This is a genomic window from Streptomyces kaniharaensis (assembly GCF_009569385.1).
Classification (GTDB): Bacteria; Actinomycetota; Actinomycetes; order Streptomycetales; family Streptomycetaceae; genus Kitasatospora; species Kitasatospora kaniharaensis.
Genome location: NZ_WBOF01000001.1, coordinates 1580926 through 1601688 on the forward strand (window position 1 = coordinate 1580926; position 20763 = coordinate 1601688).

Here is a 20763-nt window from a genome sequence, read left to right on the forward strand (position 1 = left end):
TTTCGCTCAATGCTAGTCGAATCCTCAACGAGGTCTACCCCTCGGCCGGATCTCTCCCCCGAACGGCCCCATCGCCGGGCGGGACCACCGTACCGCGCCGCCCCGCAGGATGGATGACGCACTTTCGGATCCGGCCGGAATGCGGTAGTGCGGCCGGATCTTCTGCGCCGTCCATGCGAACCGCCCCGCGCACCCGGAGGGTGGCGGCGGGGTGGTTTGCGGTCTGACGATACGTCAGGCGTCCAGGCGGACAACCATCTTGCCCGTGTTGACGCCGCGCAGCAGATCGAGGAAGGCGTCGGCGGCGCGCTCGAAGCCGTCCACCACGGTTTCCTCGTGGCGCAGTTCGCCGGAGGCCAGCCAGCCGGCCACCTCGGCGACGAACTGCGGCTGGAGCGCCGCGTGGTCGCGGACCAGCAGGCCCTCCAGGCGCAGCCGCTTGCCGATCGCGAGCGCGAGGTTGCGCGGAGCGGCGGGGGCGGCGGTCTCGTTGTACTGGGCGATCGCGCCGCAGAGCACCGCGCGGCCGTGCACGTTGAGCGCACCGATCGCGGCCTCCAGGTGGTCGCCGCCGACGTTGTCGAAGTAGAGGTCGATGCCGTCCGGGGCGGCCTTCGCGAGCTGCTCGGCGACCGGGGCGTCCTTGTAGTTGAAGGCGGCGTCGAAGCCGTACTCTTCCACCAGCTTGGCGACCTTCTCCGCCGAGCCGGCCGAACCGACCACCAACGAGGCACCCTTGAGCTTCGCGATCTGGCCGACCATCGAGCCGACCGCGCCGGCCGCGCCGGAGACGAAGACCTTGTCGCCCTCCTTGAGCCCGCCGACGGCGAGCAGGCCGGCGTAGGCGGTCAGGCCGGTCATGCCGAGCACGCCCAGGTAGGCGGAGAGCGGCGCGGCGGCCGGGTCGACCTTGACCGCGTGCCCGGCGTCCAGGGTCGCGTACTCGCGCCAGCCGAGCCCGTGCAGGACCGCGTCACCCGGGGCGAAGCCCTCGGCCTCGGAGGCGACCACGTAGCCGACCGCGCCGCCGTCCATGGCCTCACCGAGCTGGAACGGCGGGACGTAGGACTTCACGTCGTTCATCCGGCCGCGCATGTACGGGTCGACCGAGAGGAAGGCGTTGCGGACCAGGATCTCGCCCGGGCCGGGGATGCGGACCGGGGCCTCGACGAGGGCGAAGTCGGTCGGGACCGGCCAGCCCTGCGGACGGGCGGCGAGGTGCCATTCACGGGCGGTGGCGGGCGCTGCCTGCTCTGCCATGGGGGTGTGCTCCTTGTGTGTTCGGCGGTTCCCCGACGGGTCGCTGGATGTCGCTGTGCATCTGAAAGGTTGAGCAACTGAAGTAACGATGGACATGAAAGGTTCAGCTTGTCAACTTTTCAGGTAGACTCCTCCCCATGGACACGCAGCCGGCCGCGGCCGCCACGCCGCAGCAGCCCGACGAGATCACCCGCGAGGTCGTCGACCTCATGGCCAACCTGGTCGCGCTCTTCCACCGCGAGTACGAGGAAGCCGCCGCCGCCCGGTCGCTGACGGGCGCCCAGGCCAAGGTGCTCGCACTGCTGCGGCGCGGGCCGATGCCGATGCGGCAGATCGCTCAGACGCTGAGCTGCGAGCCGTCCAACATCACCGGCATCGTCGACCGGCTGGAGTCGCGCGGATTCGTCACCCGCGAGGCCGACCGGCAGGACCGCCGGGTCAAGCTGGTCGCCGCCACCGGCAGCGGCGCCGCCGCCTCCGAGGAACTGCGCGAGTCGCTGCACTTCGCCCGCGAGCCGCTCGCCGCGCTCGGCCCGGACGAGCGGACCGTCCTGCGCGACCTGCTCCGGCGGATGCTCGTGGGCGCCTCCGGCCCCGGAGCGTGACCAGCGTCACAGCCTAGGGAGCCGAACCGGCCCCCCTGGCAGGTAACCGAACACCCTCCCGAAACGTCTAATGTTCGAGCACCGAACAGCAGCAGACGAAGACGGGGGCCTCCCAACGATGAGCAGCAGCTCGCGCCGGCGGCGATTCCTGCGGACCGCCATCGGCCTGGCCGCCGTCCTGGTGCTGTCCGTCGTGGGCGCCGGCGCCTGGTTCTACCACCGGCTGGACCACAACATCACCACCTTCGACGCGGGGGGTGTCGCCACCGAGCGCCCGCCGGCCCCCGTCCCGGTCACCCCGGGCGCCCAGGTGCCGGTCAACGTCCTGCTGCTCGGCTCCGACACCCGCGACGAGGGCAACAGCTCGCTCGGCGGCGGCGACGAGGGCGTCGGCCACTCGGACACCGCGATCCTGCTGCACGTCTACGCCGACCACAAGCACGCCGTCGGCGTCTCGATACCCCGGGACACCCTGGTCACCATCCCGTCCTGCAAGCTGCCGACCGGCACCTGGACCGCGCCGAAGACCGACCAGATGTTCAACTCGGCCTTCACAATCGGGGAATTCGCCAAGGGCAACCCCGCCTGCACGCAGAACACCGTGGAGGCGCTGACCGGGCTGCGGATCGATCACACCGTCGTGGTCGACTTCAAGGGCGCCGCCGCGATGACCGAGGCCCTCGGCGGCGTGGACGCCTGCGTCCCCAACGACGTCAACGAGTACGGCATCCACCTCAAGAAGGGCCTGCAGAAGCTCTCCGGGCAGTCCGCCGTGGACTACCTGCGGGCGCGCCACGGCATCGGCGACAGCTCCGACATCGGCCGGATGAAGCGCCAGCAGGCCTTCCTCTCCTCGATGATCAAGAAGGTCCAGGGCCAGGGCTTCTCGCTGCCCACCCTGCTGCCGCTCGCCGACGCGGCCACCAAGTCCCTCACCGTGGACGAGGGGCTCGGCACCGCGATGAAGCTGGTGGACTTCGCCCGCTCGGTGCAGGACATCAAGCTCTCCGACGTCACCTTCGTCACCGCGCCCTGGCGCTTCGCCGGGGAGCGGGTCCGGCTGGTGCAACCGGACGCCAACACCCTCTGGAAGCTCCTGAAGGAGGACCGCACCCTGGACGGGCAGAGCACCGCCGGGACGAGCGCGGCGACCGCCTCCCCCACCGCGACGCCCGCCACGACCGCGCCGCTCACCCCCGAGCAGGCCGCGGCGCCGGTGGTCGTGGTCAACGGGGTCGGCACCTCCGGGCTGGCCGGCTCGGGCGCGGAGGCACTCAAGGCCCGGGGCTTCCAGAACGTCTCGCTCGGCGCGACCACCGGCGGGCGGCTGCAGACCGAGGTCGCGTACGACCCGGCGATGAAGGCCGCCGCCGACCAGGTGGCCGCGCTCTTCCCCGGGGCCCGGGCGGTCGAGGAGCCGGGCGCCGAGTCGATCACCGTCACCCTCGGCCGCGACTTCCGGCCCGCCGGCACCCAGCTGAACTCCGTGGACGGCCCGAGCCCGAGCCCGAGTCTGAGCCCGAGCTCGGCCCCGTCCACGCCCGGCGCCACGCCGAGCGGCGTCCCGTCCGGCATAGCCGAGAACTCCCGCAACGCCGACACCGATCCCTGCGCCAACCTCACCTTCGGCTGAGCCGCTGCCACGTACCGCCGCCGCACACCGTCACGACCCGCCCGTCCCCTTGGCGACGCGCTCGAGGTGCCCCCACCAGATCAGCCGGTACTTCGAGGTGAACTCCGGCGTGCACGTGGTCAGGGTGATGTACCTGCCCGGCTTGTTGTAACCGCCCTGGGACGGCACCGGATCGAGCACCGAGTAGTTGTCGGCACCCGTCTGCGGCAGCTCCAGGTCCAGGACGTACTGGTACGAGGCCGACGCCGTCTCGACCAGCACGGTGTCCCCCGGCCGTAGCTCGTTGATGTAGCGGAACGGCTCCCCGTGCGTGTTGCGGTGCGCGGCCAGCCCGAAGTTGCCCTCCTCCCCGGGCAACTGGGTGTCCTCGTAGTGGCCCACCGCGCCGGTGTTGAGGATCGACGCCTTGTCGACGCCCTCCTTCACCGTGAAGCGGTACGGGTGGCCCAGCTGCTCCAGGTGCGGGATGGAGATGGCCGCGATGTCCTGCCCCGGGGTGGGGCGCGGCTCGGGGCTCCGGCTCGTCCCGCTCGGCGCCGGGCTGGCGGACGGCTGGGGCAGCGACGGCTTGCCCGACGGCACGGGCACCGGCTGCCGCACGAGCGCCGGACCGGGCTCGCTCCCGGAGCCTGCCGGCACGGAGCCCTCGGGGAACAGGAACCCACCGGTCGCCGCGCACAGCACCACGCACAGGGCGATCCACCGCCGGTCCAAGCGGTACCCGCGCACGGCCTCAGCGGGCTCGGCACTCGGCACGGCACCGGCCTCGGCACCGGGCCCGGCACCGCCGTCGTCGGGAGTGGGGGCGGGGGCGGTCATCGGCGAGGAGCCCGGCCGGAAACCAGCAGGGCGGTCGCGACGGCGGCGAACTCACAGCTCTTGAGCAGCAGCATGCCGCCCACCAGCAACGGATCCCGGCTGATGCGCCAGCCCCTCACCGCCAGCCCCACCAGCCGCGCGGGGCTGGCCTGGGCGGCGAAGTCCCGGGGGTGCTTGGCGGCGTAGGAGCGGGCCGTCCTCGCGTAGCGCGCCTTCTTCCGCATCGTCCCCCGCAGGGTCGTCCGCCCCTCGTCGTGCACCAGGACGCCGGTGGTCGTACCCACCCGTGCTCCGGTGGCCCGCACCCGCAGGTCGAGGTCCCTGTCCTCCGCCCAGACGAGGGCCTCGTCGTGCCCGCCGATCCGGTCGTAGAGCTCGCGGCGCAGACACCGCAGCGCCTCGACCTTCTGGTCGCCGGTGTAGCAGCGCTTCTCCAGCACCTTGCAGCGGCCCCAGAAACCCTCGCCCACGGACACCTCGGGGATCACCAGCGCGTCGAACTCCTGGCTGTCGATCAGGTGCCGGCACTCCGCGAGCAGTCCGGGGCTCGCCGTCATGTCGGAGTCGAGGTGCAGGACCACCGCCCCGGACGCCTGGGCGGCCGCCCTGCGCCGGCCCGCCGCCCTCGACGGGTTGTCACGCAGCACCCGCACGTCCAGCCCCCGCTCCTGGAACGCCAGGGCCACGCGCCGGACGGAGTCACGGGAGCGGACGTCCTCATTCACCAGCACCTCCACGCCGGGGCAGTCCTGACTCACCAGCGAGTCGAGCAGTCTCGTCACCTGCGGCGTGCTGTCCCTGGTCGGAACGACCACCGAGATCAGCGGGCGCCTGGCGGGGGAAGGAATCATCCAAGGCCTCCGGGGAGTCGTGCCCAGACCGCTCGGACGCGGCACTGGAGGGGGCGGTTCGTACGGGTTCGGCATCGAGGACCGCCGGGCTCCGGCGGGCGCCCCACCGGTGCCGCAGCAGGGGTTCGACCATCGCCAGCAGCAGGACGGCGGACAACCCGACGGCCCAGCGCCACCACCGGTCCGGGCCGAAGTCGACACGAAGCTCGGCGTCCCCCTTGCCGCTCACCAGCCAGGCCGCGCGGTAGCCGTCCGCCTCGACCGGGCGCGCGGTCCAGCCGGCAGGCAGTCCCGTGAGCCGCCAGCGGGTGTCGGAGGACTCCGGCAGCGCCACGACGGCCGCGCCGTCCACCCCCGCGAGGTTGACCCGGTAGTCGGCCGCTCCGATCCGGGTGAGGCGCGGCCCACCCGTGGCGGCGGCCGGCTTGTCGGGATCGATCTTGACGGTCAGCGGCGAAGCGACGGGAGCGAACCGGATGTCGTCGTACTCCACCACGGTGGTGCCGGCCTCGGTCCCGTCGGCGTAAAGATAGAGAGCCGTGTCGACGGTTCCGGGCCGGACGGTCAGGACCGTCTCGAAGCTGTTCCACTGCGCGCTGTCCACCATGTGCGGGAGGAGCGCGCACCGGTTCGGCCCGTCCTGCCAGAGACAGAGCCGGGCCGGGCTGCCGGAGAGCGTCCGGTAGCGCAGGGAGATCCGGTAGCTGCCCGTCCCGCCGGCGGTGCCGGGGTCGGCGGAGCCCGCCAGCACCGTGACGCAGGCGGCATGGGCCTTGGCCTCCAGCCGGACCCCGGTCGCACCGAGCCGGGCGGCCGACAGCCCGGTGGCCTGGTAGCCCCGGTCGTCGCGCCGGCCGCAGTCCTGCAGGCCGCTCAGTGCCAGCCGGGACCCGTCGAGCTCGGGCTGCACACCCTCCACCACGTGCCGACCCGCGGCAGCGTGCCAGGACACGTCGGCTGGCGGCGAGGCAGGAGCCTTCACACTGCCCGCCACCCTCAACGCCGTGGCCACGGGGTCGCGGTACTCCACGATGCCGGGCTGGCTCCCCACTCCGTCGGCGTAGCCGTACAGCCTGAGGGAGTCGGTACCGGGCTCCACGCGGACCGCGGCGGTCCAGGTCTGCCAACCCGGGTCGGCGGGCAGTCGGCGGGCCGTCGCGCAGGTGTCCGGCCCGGCCTGCCAGAGACAGACCCGGGGGCCGTCGCCACTCACCGTGCGATAGGTCAGCGAGACGGACAGCAGGCCGTCGTCGGGGACGGCGCGCAGCGGCAACGTGATGCAGGAGGTGCCCGAAACGGCACGGACGGACCAGCTGCCGTCCGCACCCCGCTCCACCGGCCGGCCCGGATGCTCGCCGCCGCAGCCTCCGTCGGACTGCCTGGACTGGTCGGCGACGAGGTTGCCGCCGTCGGGCACCGCGACCGCGACCGACTCCCCGAGCCCCACTCCCACCGGCACGCCCGGCTGCCAGGGGTGCATGGTCTGGCCGACCAGCAGCGCGGCCGGCTTCGTGTCGGTGCGGCCGGTGAGCGGAATCCGCAGGGCCGGACCGGTCGGGAGCGCGGCGCCGTCGATCACGATCTTCTGGGCCTCGGAGAGCAGCACCTCGGACGAGCCCCGCTCGCTGCGGTACTCGGGCAGGTAGCTGGTCGGTACCGGCCGCGCGAGCGAGACCCGGTAGTCTCCGGCCCGCCGTAGATCGACGGACTGGGATCCGGTGGTCGTGAAGGCCAGGCGCGCGCCGTCGACGGGTGCCGTCGGGTCGTCGGTGGTGGCAGCACCCTTGGCGGCGGCTTCGGCGGCCGCCTTCGCGTCCGTCGGCCGGTTGAGCACCAGGGAGTCCACCTGCCGTGCCGGGGCAGGGAGTTCGTAGAGATCGGCGACCTCGGTGGCATCGCTGCGCCGGACACCGGGCAGCGCGGCGAGCGCCGCGCCGAGCTTGTCCGCATCGGCGGTCGGCAGGTCTCCGGGCGTGGTCGTCAGGTCGTGGCGGATGATCACCTGGCCGACGTCGAGGGCCCGCAGCGCGCCGATCGCGGTGTCGGTCTCGCCGTCGCCGAGGCTCTGCTCCACCAGGGTCAGCAGCTCCGCGAGCCGGGGCGAGGAGTCGAAGTATCCGCCGGGCAGCCGCTGGAGGAGCGGCCGGGTGAGCAGCTGCTGGGGCACGGTGTCGGCGCCGTGGTAACCCCAGGTGGTGAGCGACTGGTAGTAGCTCTGCAGCGGAAGTTCGAGCACCTTCCCGGGCGCACCGGACGTGTTGGCCCGCTTCGCGATCTCCAGCCACGGTGCCGGGACGGCCACCGACGCCGAGGGCAGCGGCGGGCGCGGCCAGCTGACCAGGGCCCCCGTCCACAGCGGCCAGGGGTAGGCGATGGCAACGGCCACCAGCGTGCCCGTGACGGCCGTCGACCAGCCACGCCACCGGGAGGACGCGGTCGGCACCTCGTCCAGTGCCCGCTGCACGGCCGCACCGGCCAGCAGCGCCACGACCAGGACGAGCAGCACGCCGAACTTGCTCATCGGTTCGCGGAACAGCCACATGCCCGGAACGTGGCTGTACAGCCAGCCGTTGAGGCCGGCAAGCGGCGAGTGCAGGCCCTTGCAGAGCAGGACCAGCACCCCGCCGACGGCGGCGAGCCCGCGCATCGCCCACTTGGTCCGGCGCGACCCCGGCGGGAGCGCGGCACCGAGCAGCGCGAGGAGCGGCACCGCCCAGCGCAGGGCCGCCCAGGGCTGCCGGTCCATGGCCGGGGCGAACGGGTAGTACTCGGGGTGGCTCCAGCCCCAGTGCGCGTTGAGCGCGACGATGTTGCCGAGCGTGTTGCGGGCCTGGGTCCACGTCCAGGCCTGCACATTGGTCTGCGCGCTGAACGAGGTGCCCCCGCCGCCGCCCTGAAGGGTGACGAGCTCCGGAACGAGCCACCACAGTTGCAGGCCGAGGGCCACCGGCGCGGCCCGAAGCACCAGGACGAGGACGGGGCGCAGCCGTCCCCCGGTCAGCGGCACGCACGCCGCGCCGAGCGCGACGACGCCGAGCGCGACGACGGCCAGCAGCGGGGGATTCATCCCGAGGTAGCACAGCGGAAGCGTGGTCAGCGCGACCGTCCGGACCCTGACCCGCCTGCCCTGGGCCGCGCGCAGGAGGTGCCCGCCGAGGAAGGCCGTCAGCGCGCCGGCCAGAGCCGGGAGGGGATTCAGCAGGGAGACCAGCTGATAGGCGTTGACGACGGACAGCACGCCCGCGCTGGCCGCCGCCACCGGCCGGGAGAGCCAGCAGGACGCGAGGTAGGAGGTCCCGGCCGCCGCCGCACCGAGGATCAGCGCGTACAACAGCAGCTGGGCGAACGGCGCACCGAGGCCGGTCAGCTCGCACAGCTTGATCAGCACCACGTCGGGAAGCCGGGCGACCTCGTAGGACGGCCCGCCCGCGCCGATGGTCTGGTGCCCCCAGATGCTGCCCAGCTCCGCGGTGAGGTTGGCCCGTACGAACGGCCCGACGTCTCCGGTGGCGAAGTGGTGGCCCGGCCGGTACCAGCTGACCGGAAGGGCCGCCCCGGCCGCCGCCGGCAGTGCGTAGCGCACCAGCACGTCCCGGTGCCGGTGCGCCCAGCCGGCCGTGGCCGCGGCGGCCCTTCGGAGGAGAGTCAGGAACATGACGACCGCACGGTGCGTCGGGTGAGGAATCGCCTGTCCCGCCGCACCGTGCGTCGCATCCGAGGTGGTGTCACTGCCCGCGATCAATGCTGCCGTCCCGACACGTGCTCCAGGGATGCGGCGTGCCCGGTGCCGGATTCCCTTCCCAGCAGCCCGGCGGCCTGGAGGGCGGTGGCCAGGAACCGGTCGGCCAGTTCGTCCCAGGACACCGCCCCGCCCGGCCAGCCCTGCTCCGCCGGCTCGGCGACCAGCCCGGGCAGTTTTCGCGCCAGGGTCGCCGCGAGCGCCCGCGGATTGGGAGGCACGAGCACCCCGCCGGCCGCCGGCACCGAGTCGCGCAGGCCGGGCCGGTCGTAGCCGATCGTCGGCACGCCCATGGCGGCCGCCTCGTCCACCACCAGGGCCCAGCCCTCCCGCAGCGACGTGGCGACCAGCACGTGCGACTCGGCCAGCAGCCGGTCACGGACCTCGTCGGAAACGCGGCCGTGGAAGGTCACGCCCTCGGGCGCCGTGCGCTCCAGCCGCTCGCGCTGCGGCCCGTCCCCGACGATCCACAGCTGCGCCGCGGGCAGGTCGCGGCGCAGCCGGCGGAACGCCTCGATGGCGTGGTCCACCTGCTTGACCGGAGCCAGCCGGCCCACGCTGATCACGGTGGGCCGCGCCTGGCGGGGGATGGCGGGACGCGGCCGCCTGGAGATGCCCTCCGGGACCAGCCAGATGTCCCGGATCCCGTACTCGCGCAGGGAGTCCGAGCTGGAGGCGGACACCGTCAGGACCGGGGTGCGGCGAAGCGAGTGCAACCAGAGGGGCTCCGCCAGGTACCGTCCGGCCCACGACAGGGGAGGCGGGAACTCGGCCGACCAGATCTCACGGGCCACCTGGTGCACCAGTGCGACCACCGGCGTCCCGCCGGCCCAGCTGGCGCAACCGAACGGCCTGGTGTTGACCTCGTCGATGAGCAGGTCGAAGCGGCCCGCCCCGTGTCTGGCGTACCAGGCGCGGGCAGCCGCGTAGACCCCCAGCTTCCCGCCCCGGCGCACCACCGTCACGCCCTCGCGCCGCTCCTGCTCGGGCGCCCCGTCGACCGCACCGGCGAACCAGGTGACCTGGTGCCCGGCGGCCGCCCAGCGGGTGAGCACCTCCCGGGTGTACGTCTCGGCGCCCCCGGCGGTCGGATGGGCGCAGTCCTTCCAGTTGAACAGGCAGATTCGCATGGCCTCAGCTCAGCGCGTCGGGGACCGGCCGCAGAGCTGACTGCGGGTCGGCCGGGGCGGTCTGGTGGTAGGAGTTGCCGGACGCCGGGCGCGACCTGACGACGCCGGGCCTGGGCGGCCGGTGCAGGCGCACGCTCAGACGCACGGTGTCGGCCACCATGAGGAAGACGGCCGCCGCACACACCGTGCTGCACGAACGCGGCTTGAAGCGCACCGGCACCTCGGCGATCCGCCGGTACCGGTGGCGGTACAGCAGGGCGAGGATCTCCAGGTCGAAGACGAAGCGGTCCTCCTGGCAGCGCGGGAGCAGCTCGGCGAGGGCCTCCCTCCGGAACACCTTCAGCCCGGTCTGGGTGTCCGTGACCGGAAGCCGGAAGAGCAGCTGGGTCACCCAGCGGTAGACGTGCGAGCAGATCCACCGTCCGATGCCGAGCTCCGGTGAGAACGTGCTGGACTGCTGCCACTTCGTGCCGATCACCGCGTCGGCGTCCTGGTCGCGCGCGGCGTCCAGCACCATCGGAAGGAGATCGGCGGGAAGATCCCCGTCGGCGTCGATGAAGCCGACCCACCGGCCGCGGCAGAGCTCGAACCCGGTCCGCACCGCCGCGCCCTTGCCCGCGTTCACGGGGTAGCCGATCCGGCGCAAATTGGGGTGCTCCAGATCCGCCAGCAGCCACTCGCTGCCGTCCGTGCAGCCGTCGGCGACCGCCACCACCTCGTACGGGACGCCGTAGCCGTCCAGCACCCGCAGCACGTCGGCCACCTGGTGCCGCACCGCGAGCCCCGGGTTGTAGTAGGGGATGACGATGCTGACGTCGAGGTCCGCGGCTCGGGCGAGCGGGTGCGGCGGCCGGAGGACGGACTGCTCGCCCGTCCGCGCCGGGGCCACCCCGGCACCGGCCTCGCGCCGGCGCGCCGTGCCCGTGCCGGGCAGGGCGCAGAGCACGGCGATCCCGGCCGCCACGCCGTGGGCGGCGGCGATGCCCGACGCCGTCCGGGAGAACACGGCCACCAGCACCGGGAAGGCAAGCGCGCCGACCCAACCGCCGCTGACCGAGGTGCCGTTGGTGGCGTGATAGTGGAGAAGCACGGTCAGCGCCAGCAGCAGGGCGGCGCAGATGCCGAGCAGCAGCCCCAGCAGCGGCTCGATCCGGTAGCCCGGGCCGAACACCAGCGGGACCACGGTCCGGCCGCCGAGCGCCAGCAGACCGGTCACGGCGGTTCCGGCCAGGGCGGCGGCGGCCAGCCCCGAACCGAGGGCCCGACCGGCCGCCCTGTCGTCGCCCGAGGCCATCTTGCGCAGGAGGAACAGCACGATCAGGTTCGCCGCGAAGAGCGTCGCCTTGGCCAGCAGGGCCGCGGCACAGTAGCTGCCGGCCTGGTCGGCGGGCAGCCAGGTACGGGCGCACACGACGTCGATCCCGGTGAGCGCCCACAGCCCGGCGAAGGTGGCGACCCCCGCCACGGCGGCGCGCGGAGGCAGCCGCAGCACCGCGCCGGTGTGCAGCCGCGGGCCCTGCCCGATCCGTCGCAGGCCGGCCAGCAGCAGCACCGCGGTGACGCTCTCGCCGAGCACCGTCGCCGCGACGACCCCGCAGATTCCACCTCCGTTCCACAGTGCCGACACGCCCGCGGCCAGCCGCACCAGGCCGCCCGCGGCGACCGGGACGCCTACGCCGGGCAGGCCGCGCACGCCGTACGTCTGCGCCCAGAGCACCACGCAGGCCGTGCTCGGGACGAGGAAGAGGTCCACGAGCAGAACCGGCAGCGGCCCGTCGAAGTGCAGTGCCCGGGCCAGCGGCCAGGCCGCCGGTGCCAGGAACAGGGCCACGAGTGCGGCGAGCGCCACCGCACGGCGCAGCAGCGGGAGCGGGTCCACCGCCTCGGCGCGCTCGGTGTGCCGCACCACCGAGGCGGCGAGCACGGTCTGTACGGCGGCCAGCGCCACCCCCATCGCCGCGAGGACGGCGAGCAGCGCGGCGAGCCCGCTGTACTGGGCGGTGCCCAGATTCCGGCTGGCCACCGCCTGGAGCAACAGGTCTGCGCCGCCGGAGAGCGCGAGCAGCGCCCCGCCGGCAGCGGCACTCCGACGCCAGCGGCCGTGAGCGGGAGGGACGTTCAGCCCCTCAGGACCCGCTGCCTGACCCACCTTGGGGGTGATTCGGGCAGCGGTGTCCTGGGCTGGCACGCACTCTGCACGTACCTGATTGTGCGTCATCGGATTCTGACGCTCAGCCACGCGTCCTGCGGTACGTCCGACGCCCCAGCACCGAGGCACCGATCGCTCCGACAGCCCCGAGGCCGGCGACGGCCGCCGCTGCCGGGGAGATGCCCAGGCCGCGGTCCGCCGGCTGGGTCGCCGTGTCCGCACCCGTCTCGGCCAGGTGCTTGCCCGAGTGCTCGCCGTGCGAGGCGGCGGGCTTGTCGGGGTCCTTCCCGTGCTCCTTGTGCTCCGCCCCCTCCTTGTGCGGCGGGTGCGGGTACGGGTGCTCGTTGTGCGGGTAGGGCGCGACCGTGATCTGGAGGGTCTCGATCAGGGTGCCGCCCCGAGCGTCGGCGCCGACGCCCTGGATGGTGTGAACGCCGGGCTTCAGCTCGTACGGCAGCGTCACGGTGTAGGTGAAGTTGCCGGCGCCGTCGGCCGTGGCGGTGCCCAGGCCCACCCGCACCGAGTAGAGGGACAGGTCGACGGACGCGCCGGGCGCGAACCCGCCACCCGAGACGGTGACCTGGGAGCCGGGCAGCAGGCCGGTCGTGGGCCCACTGGCCGTCAGGCTGCCGTTGTACACCGGGTAGCTGCCGACCGCCGGCGCCTTGTCGGCCAGCTGCGGCACGGCGGCCAGGGCCTGGCCGCTCGCACCGACGGTTCCGGCCGCGATGGCAAGGGCCACCGCACCGCAGCGGACCAGGCCGACGCGTAGCTGATTCTTCATCAGTTCTCCTGACTGGATGTCCAACCGCCCAGGCGAATGCCCGGGCAGCCCTCTCAGCCTTAGACATCCGACCCGCCCCGCAGTCGCGCAGCTTCGGCCTGTCCCCCGGAAGACCTCACAAAGTAATTCCAACCGAGCAGCGCGAGCGTGAATCCACCGCCGTCAAAGATCCTCGAAGCGCCCCGGAACAGATGCGAACTCGCGCTCGATCAAATCCTCAAGTCGAGCATGGAATCGAGCCCTCGAACTGATGCGCGCGGGGGAATTTCAGAGAATGCCGCCCACCCCGGTGTGTTCGCCATCGACCGGCACTGCGCCGGGCGAATGATGGCACGCGGATCCGGCGACCATCCCAGAGAGAGGGACACATGGAGATCAGAAGGCGCGCGACCATGGCAGTCATCCGGGCCGGGAGAGCCTGCCTCAAGGGCACCGCCATCGGCCAGCTTCCGCTGTCCGGCATCGCCCTGCGCCGGCTCGTCAGGTTCGGCCACGGTTCCGGCGATGTGACGGCCGATTTCCGCGGGCTGGCGTTGACGGTTCCGACCAGCAGCGCCTCGATCGCCGCAGGCCTGTTCGGCGGCTTCTACGAGAGCATCGAGCTCGAACTGTTCGAAAAGCTCTGCGCGCAGAGCAGGACGGTGGTCGACGTCGGCGCCAATCTGGGGATTTACAGCTGCCTGGCGGTGCGTCATCTTGACTCCGGCGGAGTTCTGGTGGCTTTCGAACCGGAGCCGGGAAATCTGGCCAGACTCAAGGCCAACCTTCGTCGCAACGGCGCCGGCAACGTGGCGGACGCGGTGATCGAGCCGGTGGCGGTCGGGGACGTCCCCGGTACCGCGACGCTCCGGGTGGCGGACGACGTCGGCCTGCACTCGGTCGCGGTCGACGGAGGATCCGGCCTGACGGTGCCACAGGTCTCCCTGGACACCTGCCTTCCCGAGGTGTTCGCGCAACGTGGCGAGCGGCACCCGGTCGACGTCCTCAAGATCGACGTGGAGGGCTACGACGGGCATGTGCTGCGCGGCGCCCGCCGCACCATCGCCGAGGACCGGCCCGCTCTCCTGATCGAGTTCAGCGTGCCGCAGCTGCGCAGGTGCGGCTTCGCCGCACGCGAGTTCGTGGATCTGCTGGCCGAGACCTACGACGAGATCCACATCATCGAGGAGAGCCGGCGCAGGGTGCTGTCCTGCGCGCCGGAGGATCTGCTGGCGGCCCGCTACCGGGCCCGCCTGGTCAACGTGGTGGCCGCGGTCCGCCCGGAGCACCGGCGGCTGTTCGCCGACTGGGCTTCGCGCTACGGCGAGCGCCAGGAACGGCGGCTCGTCTCCCGGGCGTAGCTACGCGGGGTCGGGCAGGCCGGTGACGACGGCGGTCAGGCGGGTGCCCTGCGGGAAGGCGCCCGCGGCGGCCAGGTCGTACAGGGCGGCGAGGAGCTTGGCCACGTAGCGCCGTTCCAGAGCGATCCCCTGGCGGCGCTCGAAGGAGTCCGCGAAGTCGGCCAGTTCGGCCGGGACCTTGCCGTAGCCGCCGCCGTGGTGCCCGTGGTCGATCCGCCAGTTGCCGAACTCCCGGCCGTACGCTGCCCGGTGGAGCCTGGCGACCTCGCCCTCCAGGTAGCCGGCGCCGCCGCGCAGCACCGCCACACCGAGGGCCCGGGCACCGGGCGGCAAGCCTGCCGCGATCCCGGCCAGGGTGGCGCCGGTGCCGACCGGGCAGCAGACCACGTCGTGCGTGCCGAGGTCGGGCAGCTCGGCCGGGATCGCCGCGGCGCCCATCGCGGCCAGGGCGTTGGAGCCGCCCTCGGGGAGCACCAGGCACGGGCCCCAGCGGCGCTGGAGCCCGTCCGTCGTGTCCGTCCCGCCGCGGCCGGTCGCCTCGCGGTACTCCGCGCGGGAGAGGAAGGCGAGCTCCATCCCGGCGTCCTCGGCCGCCCGCAGGGACCAGTTGCGCGGACGGTCGGCCAGCTCCTCGCCGCGCACCAGCCCGACGCTCGTCAGGCCCAGCGCCGCGGCGGCCACGGCGACCGCGCGCAGATGGGTGGAGTAGGCGCCGCCGAAGGTCAGCAGCCGGGTGTGGCCCTGCTCGACCGCGGCCGCCAGGTTGGGCGCCAGCTTGCGCCACTTGTTGCCGGGGACGGTCGGGTGGAGCAGGTCGTCCCGCTTCAGCCGCAGCTCCACCCCGGCCCGGGCGAGCGCCGCGTCGGTGCAGTCCACCAGCGGGGTCGGCAGCAGGGCGGGTTCGAGCATCCGGCCAGCATACGGGCCCTACGCACGACCGGTCGGGGTGAGCAGGCCCAGGTTGTAGGCGGCCGCGACGGCGGAGGCGCGGTCCTTGACGTCGAGCTTGGTGTAGATGTGGATCAGGTGGGTCTTGACGGTGGCCTCGCTGATGAACAGCCGGGCCGCGGCCTCCCGGTTGGTCGCCCCGGAGGCGACCAGCTCCAGCACCTCCACCTCACGCCGGCTGAGCGCCTCCCGGACCGGCTCCCGGACCTGGCCGAGCAGCTTGGCGGCCACCGTCGGCGCGATCACCGAGGCGCCGCGGGCGGCCGCACGGACGGCGTGGAACAGCTCCTCCCGGGCCGCGTCCTTGAGCAGGTAGCCGGTGGCGCCGGCCCGGACGGCGGGCAGCACGTCCGCGTCGGTGTCGTACGTGGTGAGCACCAGGACCCGCCCGGGCAGGCCGCGCTCGGCCATCGTGCGGATCGTCGTGACGCCGTCCATCCGCGGCATCCGCAGGTCCATCAGCACCACGTCCGGGCGCAGCGCGGCGATCAGCGGCAGCGCCTCGGCGCCGTCCCCGGCCTCGCCGACCACCTCGAAGCCGGGGGCGGCGGCGAACATGCCGCGCAGCCCGTCCCGGACCACGGGGTGGTCGTCCACCAGCAGCAGCCGGATCGGTGCGTCCTCCACGGGCTCCTCCTCATTCCTCGGTGCTGATCGCCGGCAGGGTCGCGGACACCGTGGTGCCGGCGCCCGGTTCGGTCTCCAGGTCGAGCCGCCCGGCGAGGCGTTCGGCGCGGCGGCGCATCACGGTCAGTCCGTAGCCGCCGCCGGTGGCCCGGGAGGCGGGCTCGGCGGCCGGGTCGAAGCCGACGCCGTCGTCCCGGACGTCCAGGGTGACCAGGTCGGGCATGTACGAGAGGGTCAGCCCGATCCGGGAGGCCCGGGCGTACTTGGCGGCGTTGGCCAGCGACTCCTGGGCTATCCGCAGCAGCGTCACCTCGACCTCGGGGTGCAGCGGGCGGGCCTCGCCGGTCACGGTCAGCCCGGCGGCGGCGCTGTTGCGCTCCCGCCACTGCTCGACCAGCTCGGCCAGCGCCTCCGGCAGGGCCGCCCGCTCCAGCTCCAGCGGGCGCAGCGCGTGGACGGCCCGGCGGGCCTGGGTGAGGCTCTCCCGAGCGAGCGCGGCGGCGCTGTCGAGGTGGCGCTGCCACTGCTTGGCCGGGGCGTGCTGCTCGCGGGCCTGGTCGGCGGCCTGGAGCTGGGTGACGATGCCGGCCAGGCCCTGGGCGACGGTGTCGTGCATCTCCCGGGCGAGCCGGCGGCGTTCGTCGGCGGCCCCGGCCTCGCGGGCCTGGACCAGCAGTTGGGCGTGCAGTCCGGCGTTCTCGGCCAGCATCTCGGTCAACAGCCGGTTGGCCTCGGCGAGTTCGGCGTTGGCCTCCTTGCGGCGCCGGCTCAGCCGGTCGGCGACCTCGCTCAGCGCGAGGAGGATCCCGACCACCACCAGGTTGAAGGCGAGAACGGCCAGGAATCCACCGGCCTGCGTGCCGCTGGTGGGCAGGACCCCGCCGGTCTGGGCGAGCGTGGTGGGCACTGCGGCGGCCGCCGTGCCCACCACCCGGGCCCGCTCCTCCAGGTACCGGCTGGCGTGCAGGTAGCCGGTGAAGGCGAAGAAGCCGTAGATCGGGTTGTCCAGCACCAGGACGGTGGTCACCGCGAGCAAGCCGAGGAAGTGGGCGCCGCCGTACCGCGCCCGCCCGTCCGGTCCGGGGCGGCGGTCCAACGCCGAGCGCAGCAGCAGCCAGAGCAGGGCGGCGGCCGCGGCCGGGAGGGTGACCCGGGCGGAGCGCGCGGTCGGTACGGGGACCAGCAGGGCGAGGGCGGTGGCGACCAGCAGCGCGACGTAGCCGAGCAGGCCGGCGGCCCGGTCCAGCCGCTGCTGCCAGGCGCCGAGCGTGCGCTCGTCTGCCGCGTGCTCCTTGATCATTCCCACCGGAACAGCTTGGCAGCCGCGGTGGCCGCGAGCAGGGCGTACGCCGCGAGTGTGAGCAGGCCCACCAGGTGCGGGAAGTGCCCGGCCCAGGCGTCCTGCAGGGTCTGGACGGCGGCGCCGCTGGGGGTGAAGTCGCCGATCCGGTTGAGCAGGGCCGGCGACATGTCGCGCGGCAGCCAGATCCCGGAGAAGAACATCATCGGGAAGAAGGCCAGCGCGCCGGCCGCGTTCCCGGCCTTGGCGGACGGGACGAACGCGGCGATCAGCAGGCCGACGGACATCAGGGCGGCGGCGGCGAGCACGAACGCCAGCAGGAAGCCCAGCGGTTGACGCGGCAGCGTGACGCCGAGGGCGAGCCCCGCGACGACGACCAGCAGCACCGAGACGGCCGCGATGCCGACGTACAGCGGGAGCAGCGCGGCGAACAGCAGCCCCGGGCGGACCGGGCTCGCCGACATGCGGCGCAGCACGCCGCGTTCGCGGTAGGCGGCGAGCAGCGACGGCAGGCCGTTGAGGCCGAGCAACAGCAGGGTGAAGACGGCCAGGATCGGCGCGTACAGCTGGATGGTGCTCATGCCGTGCAGGTCGGGCGAGGTCCGGCGCAGGGCCGGGATGGAGCCCAGGACGATCAGCAGCGTGACCGGGAAGGCGAGGCTGAAGAAGGCGGTCAGCGGGTCGCGGAGGAACAGGCGGGCCTCGACGGCCGCCAGGCGGCGCACGGCGAGGACGGTGTGGTTCACGGTAGTGGTCCCCTCGGGAGTGGTGGCGGGTCAGGCGTCGTGGCGGGTCAGGGCGAGGTAGGCGTCGTCGAGGCTGTGCTCGCGGATGCGCAGGCCGGTGACGACGATCCCCTCGCGGGCGAGCAGCCCGGTGACCTCGTCGGCGAAGGACCCGACGCCGGTGACCTCGATCCGGCCGTCCCGCTCCTCGACCCCGGTCACCCCGGGCAGGGCCGCCAGTCGGGCGGTGTCCAGCGGCGCGGTCGGACGGAAGCCCAGCGTGCCGCGGGCGCCCGAGCGGGCGACCAGTTCGGCCGGGGTGCCGGCGGCGACGATCCGCCCGCCGTCCAGGACGGCGGCCCGGTCGCAGAGCGCCTCGACCTCGTCCATGAAGTGAGAGACCAGCACGACCGTCACGCCGTTGTCGCGGATGCGGCGGATCAGGTCCCAGGTGTCGCGGCGGCCCTGCGGGTCGAGCGCGGTCGTCAGCTCGTCCAGGAACGCCACCTCGGGGTTGCCGACCAGGGCGAGCGCGATGAACAGCCGCTGGCGCTGGCCGCCGGAGAGCTTGTCGAAGGGCGTCCGGACCTCGCCGGCGAGCCCCCACTCGTCCAGCAGCTCCCGCCGGTCGCGCGGGTTCGGGTAGAGGGCGGCGTACAGCTCCAACGCCTCGCCGACGCGCAACGCGCTCTGCAGCCGGGCCTGTTGGATCTGGATGCCGATCCGGGTGCGCAGCCGGTACGCGTCGCGGACCGGGTCCAGCCCGAGCACGCGGACGGTCCCGCCGTCGGCCCGGCGCAGGCCCTCGCAGCACTCGACGGCGGTGGTCTTGCCGGCGCCGTTCGGGCCGAGCAGGCCGAACACCTCGCCGCGCTCCACGGTGAAGGACACGTCCTCCAGCACCTGGCGTCGCCCGTACGCCTTCCGCAGCCCCGCCACCTCGATCACGGCCATCGCGCCGCTCCCTCCCGCTCGTTCCGGGCGTTCTCCCGGCCTGCAACGAGCTTCCCGCGCGGGGCCGTTGCGGCGGATCGACCGGACGGTCAGGCCGGCCGGTGGATGCGGTGGACGGGGAATCAACCGATCGGTGGATGGGGCCGGTGCCCAGGCAGCAGGGAGCCCGGCCGCCGGGATCGGCGACCGGGCTCGATGCGCAGTCGGGCGGGTGTGGTGGGCCGCCCGGTCATCCAGCGTCGGGATCGCCGGGTTCCGGGCTCTCCTTGGGAGGGCGGCCGCGCCTGGGGAGGCGGGCCGCGCCGCCGGGCATCCGCCCCGCTTCGGTGAGGGCGCGTCGGAGCAGGAACTCGATCTGTGCGTTCGTACTGCGCAGTTCGTCCGCCGCCCACCGGGCCAGCGCGTCGTGCACCGCCGGGTCCAGCCGCAGCAGGATCTTCTTCCGCTCGGTCGCCACGCCGCTCCTTACTGGTAGAGGGAGCCCGTGTTCACGACCGGCTGGGTGCCGCGGTCGCCGCAGAGCACCACCAGGAGGTTGCTCACCATGGCCGCCTTGCGCTCCTCGTCCAGTTCGACGACGTCGCGCTCGGCAAGCCGGTCCAGGGCCTCCTCGACCATACCGACGGCGCCCTCGACGATCAGCCGACGAGCCGCGACCACGGCCCCGGCCTGCTGCCGCTGGAGCATCACCTGGGCGACCTCGGGCGCGTAGGCGAGCCGGGTGATCCGGGACTCGACGACCCGGACGCCGGCCGAGACGACCCGGGCGGCGATCTCGGCGGAGAGCTTGCGGGTGACCTCGTCCGCGCCGTCGCGCAGCGACAACTGCCCCTCGTGGTGGGCGTCGTACGGGTAGCTGCTGGCGATGTGCCGGACGGCCGTCTCGGTCTGGATGGCGACGAAGTCGGTGTAGTCGTCCACCTCGAACACGGCCTTGGCGGTGTCCTCGACCTGCCAGACGACGACGGCGGCCATCTCGATCGGGTTGCCGTCCGCGTCGTTGACCTTGGTGGTCTCGGTCTCGTGGTTGCGGATCCGGGTGGAGATCCGGCGGCGGCTGGTGAACGGGTTCAGCCAGCTCAGGCCCTCGGCACGGATGGTGCCGCGGTAGTTGCCGAGCAGCTGGACCACCCGGGCCTCGCCGGGCGAGACCACGGTGAGGCCGCAGAGCGTCAGCAGCGAGGCCAGCGCGAGCACCGGCCCGGCTATCACCAGGGCGACGCCCACACCCTTGGCGCCGCCGGAGATCTGCACGCCGCCGGCGATCATCGACCCGACTCCCGCGACCAGGCCGAGCAGTCCGCTCACGAGCACCGGCAGGCCGGCGGCCGCGGTGATGACGCGTTCGGTGATCTTGGGGGCCGGGAGGTCCAGGGCAGGGCCGTCTTCTTCTTCGACGGGGATACGCGGTGTGGTCATGGGACCGACTCCTCCAGCGAGTGATTCCGCTCAGTTAGCAAAGTGATATCACTTTTTCCGCGGCCGGCGCCAGGGGCCCTCACGGACGGGGACCCCGATGTGATCCGCGCACGCCGTGGGGCCGCCACCGACGCATGGTGGCGGCCCCACGGGTCGTGTTGATGTTGCGGCCGTCGCCCTGCCTCCCGGCATGTCCCCAGGGAGGGTGAAAACCGGCGTGGCGGAACGTGGCACGCGGGGCCGTTGCTCTACAGTTCCACTCGGCAGGCCCGGACGTTTTGGCTGGTCAGGGGCTTCTTCACCCGACCGGCGGACCATGGTCGAAGGTGGGGCGGGTGGGACTCGAACCCACGACCAAGGGATTATGAGTCCCCTGCTCTAACCGGCTGAGCTACCGCCCCGGTTCGCCGCGCGCGCCGGTCGTCGGCACGGCAGCAGCAGACGGCCCCGAAGGCCGTCCCGGGCAGCATAGCCGGTCGA

At 73.3% G+C, this 20763-nt stretch carries 17 protein-coding genes and 1 tRNA gene; 3 read left to right on the plus strand and 15 right to left on the minus strand.

The window, feature by feature from the left end:
- Positions 1–234: 234 nt before the first annotated feature.
- Positions 235–1260 carry an NADP-dependent oxidoreductase gene (locus tag F7Q99_RS07230; RefSeq protein WP_153460556.1) on the minus strand — a complete coding sequence of 342 codons (1026 nt, stop codon included), beginning with the start codon at positions 1258–1260 and terminating at the stop codon, positions 235–237.
- Between the two features lie 137 nt (positions 1261–1397).
- Here F7Q99_RS07230 and F7Q99_RS07235 point away from each other — a divergent pair, with 137 nt between their 5' ends.
- Both F7Q99_RS07235 and F7Q99_RS07240 read left to right on the plus strand, forming a co-directional pair.
- On the plus strand, positions 1398–1865 hold the full coding sequence (locus F7Q99_RS07235; RefSeq protein WP_153460557.1) for a MarR family winged helix-turn-helix transcriptional regulator: 468 nt from the start codon (positions 1398–1400) through the stop codon (positions 1863–1865).
- Between the two features lie 118 nt (positions 1866–1983).
- Entirely contained in the window at positions 1984–3498 is a 1515-nt protein-coding gene (locus F7Q99_RS07240) for an LCP family protein (RefSeq protein WP_230210171.1), read from the plus strand.
- Between the two features lie 30 nt (positions 3499–3528).
- On the opposite strand, the gene F7Q99_RS07245 is transcribed toward F7Q99_RS07240, so the two are convergent.
- From F7Q99_RS07245 to F7Q99_RS07265, 6 genes are all read right to left on the minus strand, one after another.
- A complete protein-coding gene (locus tag F7Q99_RS07245) occupies positions 3529–4317 on the minus strand; it encodes a class E sortase (protein ID WP_153460559.1) in 789 nt (262 codons plus the stop codon).
- Positions 4314–5099 carry a glycosyltransferase gene (locus F7Q99_RS07250; RefSeq protein ID WP_195911007.1) on the minus strand — a complete coding sequence of 262 codons (786 nt, stop codon included), beginning with the start codon at positions 5097–5099 and terminating at the stop codon, positions 4314–4316. The genes F7Q99_RS07245 and F7Q99_RS07250 overlap by 4 nt, the downstream gene beginning before the upstream one ends.
- Complete coding sequence (locus tag F7Q99_RS40325) at positions 5035–8823, minus strand: hypothetical protein (protein ID WP_195911008.1); 3789 nt, start codon at positions 8821–8823, stop codon at positions 5035–5037. The genes F7Q99_RS07250 and F7Q99_RS40325 overlap by 65 nt, the downstream gene beginning before the upstream one ends.
- An 83-nt stretch (positions 8824–8906) precedes the next feature.
- Positions 8907–10037, minus strand: coding sequence for a glycosyltransferase family 4 protein (locus tag F7Q99_RS07255; protein WP_153460561.1), 1131 nt, complete (start codon positions 10035–10037; stop codon positions 8907–8909).
- Positions 10038–10041: 4 nt separating this feature from the next.
- Complete coding sequence (locus tag F7Q99_RS43065; RefSeq protein ID WP_195911009.1) at positions 10042–12186, minus strand: glycosyltransferase; 2145 nt, start codon at positions 12184–12186, stop codon at positions 10042–10044.
- Between the two features lie 82 nt (positions 12187–12268).
- Positions 12269–12970, minus strand: a complete 702-nt coding sequence (locus F7Q99_RS07265; protein WP_153460563.1) for a hypothetical protein — start codon at positions 12968–12970, stop codon at positions 12269–12271.
- Positions 12971–13362: 392 nt separating this feature from the next.
- On the opposite strand from F7Q99_RS07265, the gene F7Q99_RS07270 reads away from it, so the two are divergent.
- Positions 13363–14310: an FkbM family methyltransferase gene (locus F7Q99_RS07270; RefSeq protein ID WP_195911010.1), complete on the plus strand. Its 948-nt coding sequence runs from the start codon at positions 13363–13365 to the stop codon at positions 14308–14310.
- On the opposite strand, the gene F7Q99_RS07275 is transcribed toward F7Q99_RS07270, so the two are convergent.
- The 8 genes from F7Q99_RS07275 to F7Q99_RS07310 all read right to left on the minus strand — a co-directional run bounded on the left by F7Q99_RS07275 (position 14311) and on the right by F7Q99_RS07310 (position 20684).
- On the minus strand, positions 14311–15219 hold the full coding sequence (locus F7Q99_RS07275) for a 1-aminocyclopropane-1-carboxylate deaminase/D-cysteine desulfhydrase (protein ID WP_153460565.1): 909 nt from the start codon (positions 15217–15219) through the stop codon (positions 14311–14313).
- 18 nt (positions 15220–15237) lie between these two features.
- Positions 15238–15885 (minus strand): response regulator transcription factor, encoded by a 648-nt coding sequence (locus F7Q99_RS07280; RefSeq protein ID WP_326846372.1) that lies wholly within the window; start codon positions 15883–15885, stop codon positions 15238–15240.
- A gap of 10 nt (positions 15886–15895) precedes the next feature.
- Entirely contained in the window at positions 15896–17185 is a 1290-nt protein-coding gene (locus F7Q99_RS07285; protein WP_153465909.1) for a sensor histidine kinase, read from the minus strand.
- On the minus strand, positions 17182–17931 hold the full coding sequence (locus tag F7Q99_RS07290) for an ABC transporter permease (RefSeq protein WP_326846373.1): 750 nt from the start codon (positions 17929–17931) through the stop codon (positions 17182–17184). Before F7Q99_RS07290 ends, F7Q99_RS07285 begins: the two co-directional genes overlap by 4 nt.
- 30 nt (positions 17932–17961) lie before the next feature.
- Positions 17962–18864 (minus strand): ABC transporter ATP-binding protein, encoded by a 903-nt coding sequence (locus F7Q99_RS07295; protein ID WP_153460566.1) that lies wholly within the window; start codon positions 18862–18864, stop codon positions 17962–17964.
- Positions 18865–19093: 229 nt separating this feature from the next.
- Positions 19094–19321, minus strand: a complete 228-nt coding sequence (locus tag F7Q99_RS07300; protein WP_326846374.1) for a hypothetical protein — start codon at positions 19319–19321, stop codon at positions 19094–19096.
- 8 nt (positions 19322–19329) lie between these two features.
- The gene (locus F7Q99_RS07305; protein WP_153460567.1) at positions 19330–20283 is read right to left on the minus strand and encodes an SPFH domain-containing protein; all 954 of its coding nucleotides are present in this window, start codon (positions 20281–20283) and stop codon (positions 19330–19332) included.
- Between the two features lie 327 nt (positions 20284–20610).
- Positions 20611–20684: transfer RNA gene (locus F7Q99_RS07310), tRNA-Ile, on the minus strand.
- Positions 20685–20763: the final 79 nt, after the last annotated feature.

Bases quoted from the DNA above. Each gene is read 5' to 3' on its own strand.
- F7Q99_RS07240 (WP_230210171.1), top strand. From the start codon at position 1,984: ATGAGCAGCAGCTCGCGCCGGCGGCGATTCCTGCGGACCGCCATCGGC.
- F7Q99_RS07285 (WP_153465909.1), bottom strand. From the start codon at position 17,185: ATGATCAAGGAGCACGCGGCAGACGAGCGCACGCTCGGCGCCTGGCAG.
- F7Q99_RS07270 (WP_195911010.1), top strand. From the start codon at position 13,363: ATGGCAGTCATCCGGGCCGGGAGAGCCTGCCTCAAGGGCACCGCCATC.
- F7Q99_RS40325 (WP_195911008.1), bottom strand. From the start codon at position 8,823: ATGTTCCTGACTCTCCTCCGAAGGGCCGCCGCGGCCACGGCCGGCTGG.
- F7Q99_RS07305 (WP_153460567.1), bottom strand. From the start codon at position 20,283: ATGACCACACCGCGTATCCCCGTCGAAGAAGAAGACGGCCCTGCCCTG.
- F7Q99_RS07255 (WP_153460561.1), bottom strand. From the start codon at position 10,037: ATGCGAATCTGCCTGTTCAACTGGAAGGACTGCGCCCATCCGACCGCC.
- F7Q99_RS07230 (WP_153460556.1), bottom strand. From the start codon at position 1,260: ATGGCAGAGCAGGCAGCGCCCGCCACCGCCCGTGAATGGCACCTCGCC.
- F7Q99_RS07265 (WP_153460563.1), bottom strand. From the start codon at position 12,970: ATGAAGAATCAGCTACGCGTCGGCCTGGTCCGCTGCGGTGCGGTGGCC.
- F7Q99_RS07275 (WP_153460565.1), bottom strand. From the start codon at position 15,219: ATGCTCGAACCCGCCCTGCTGCCGACCCCGCTGGTGGACTGCACCGAC.
- F7Q99_RS07235 (WP_153460557.1), top strand. From the start codon at position 1,398: ATGGACACGCAGCCGGCCGCGGCCGCCACGCCGCAGCAGCCCGACGAG.
- F7Q99_RS07245 (WP_153460559.1), bottom strand. From the start codon at position 4,317: ATGACCGCCCCCGCCCCCACTCCCGACGACGGCGGTGCCGGGCCCGGT.
- F7Q99_RS07295 (WP_153460566.1), bottom strand. From the start codon at position 18,864: ATGGCCGTGATCGAGGTGGCGGGGCTGCGGAAGGCGTACGGGCGACGC.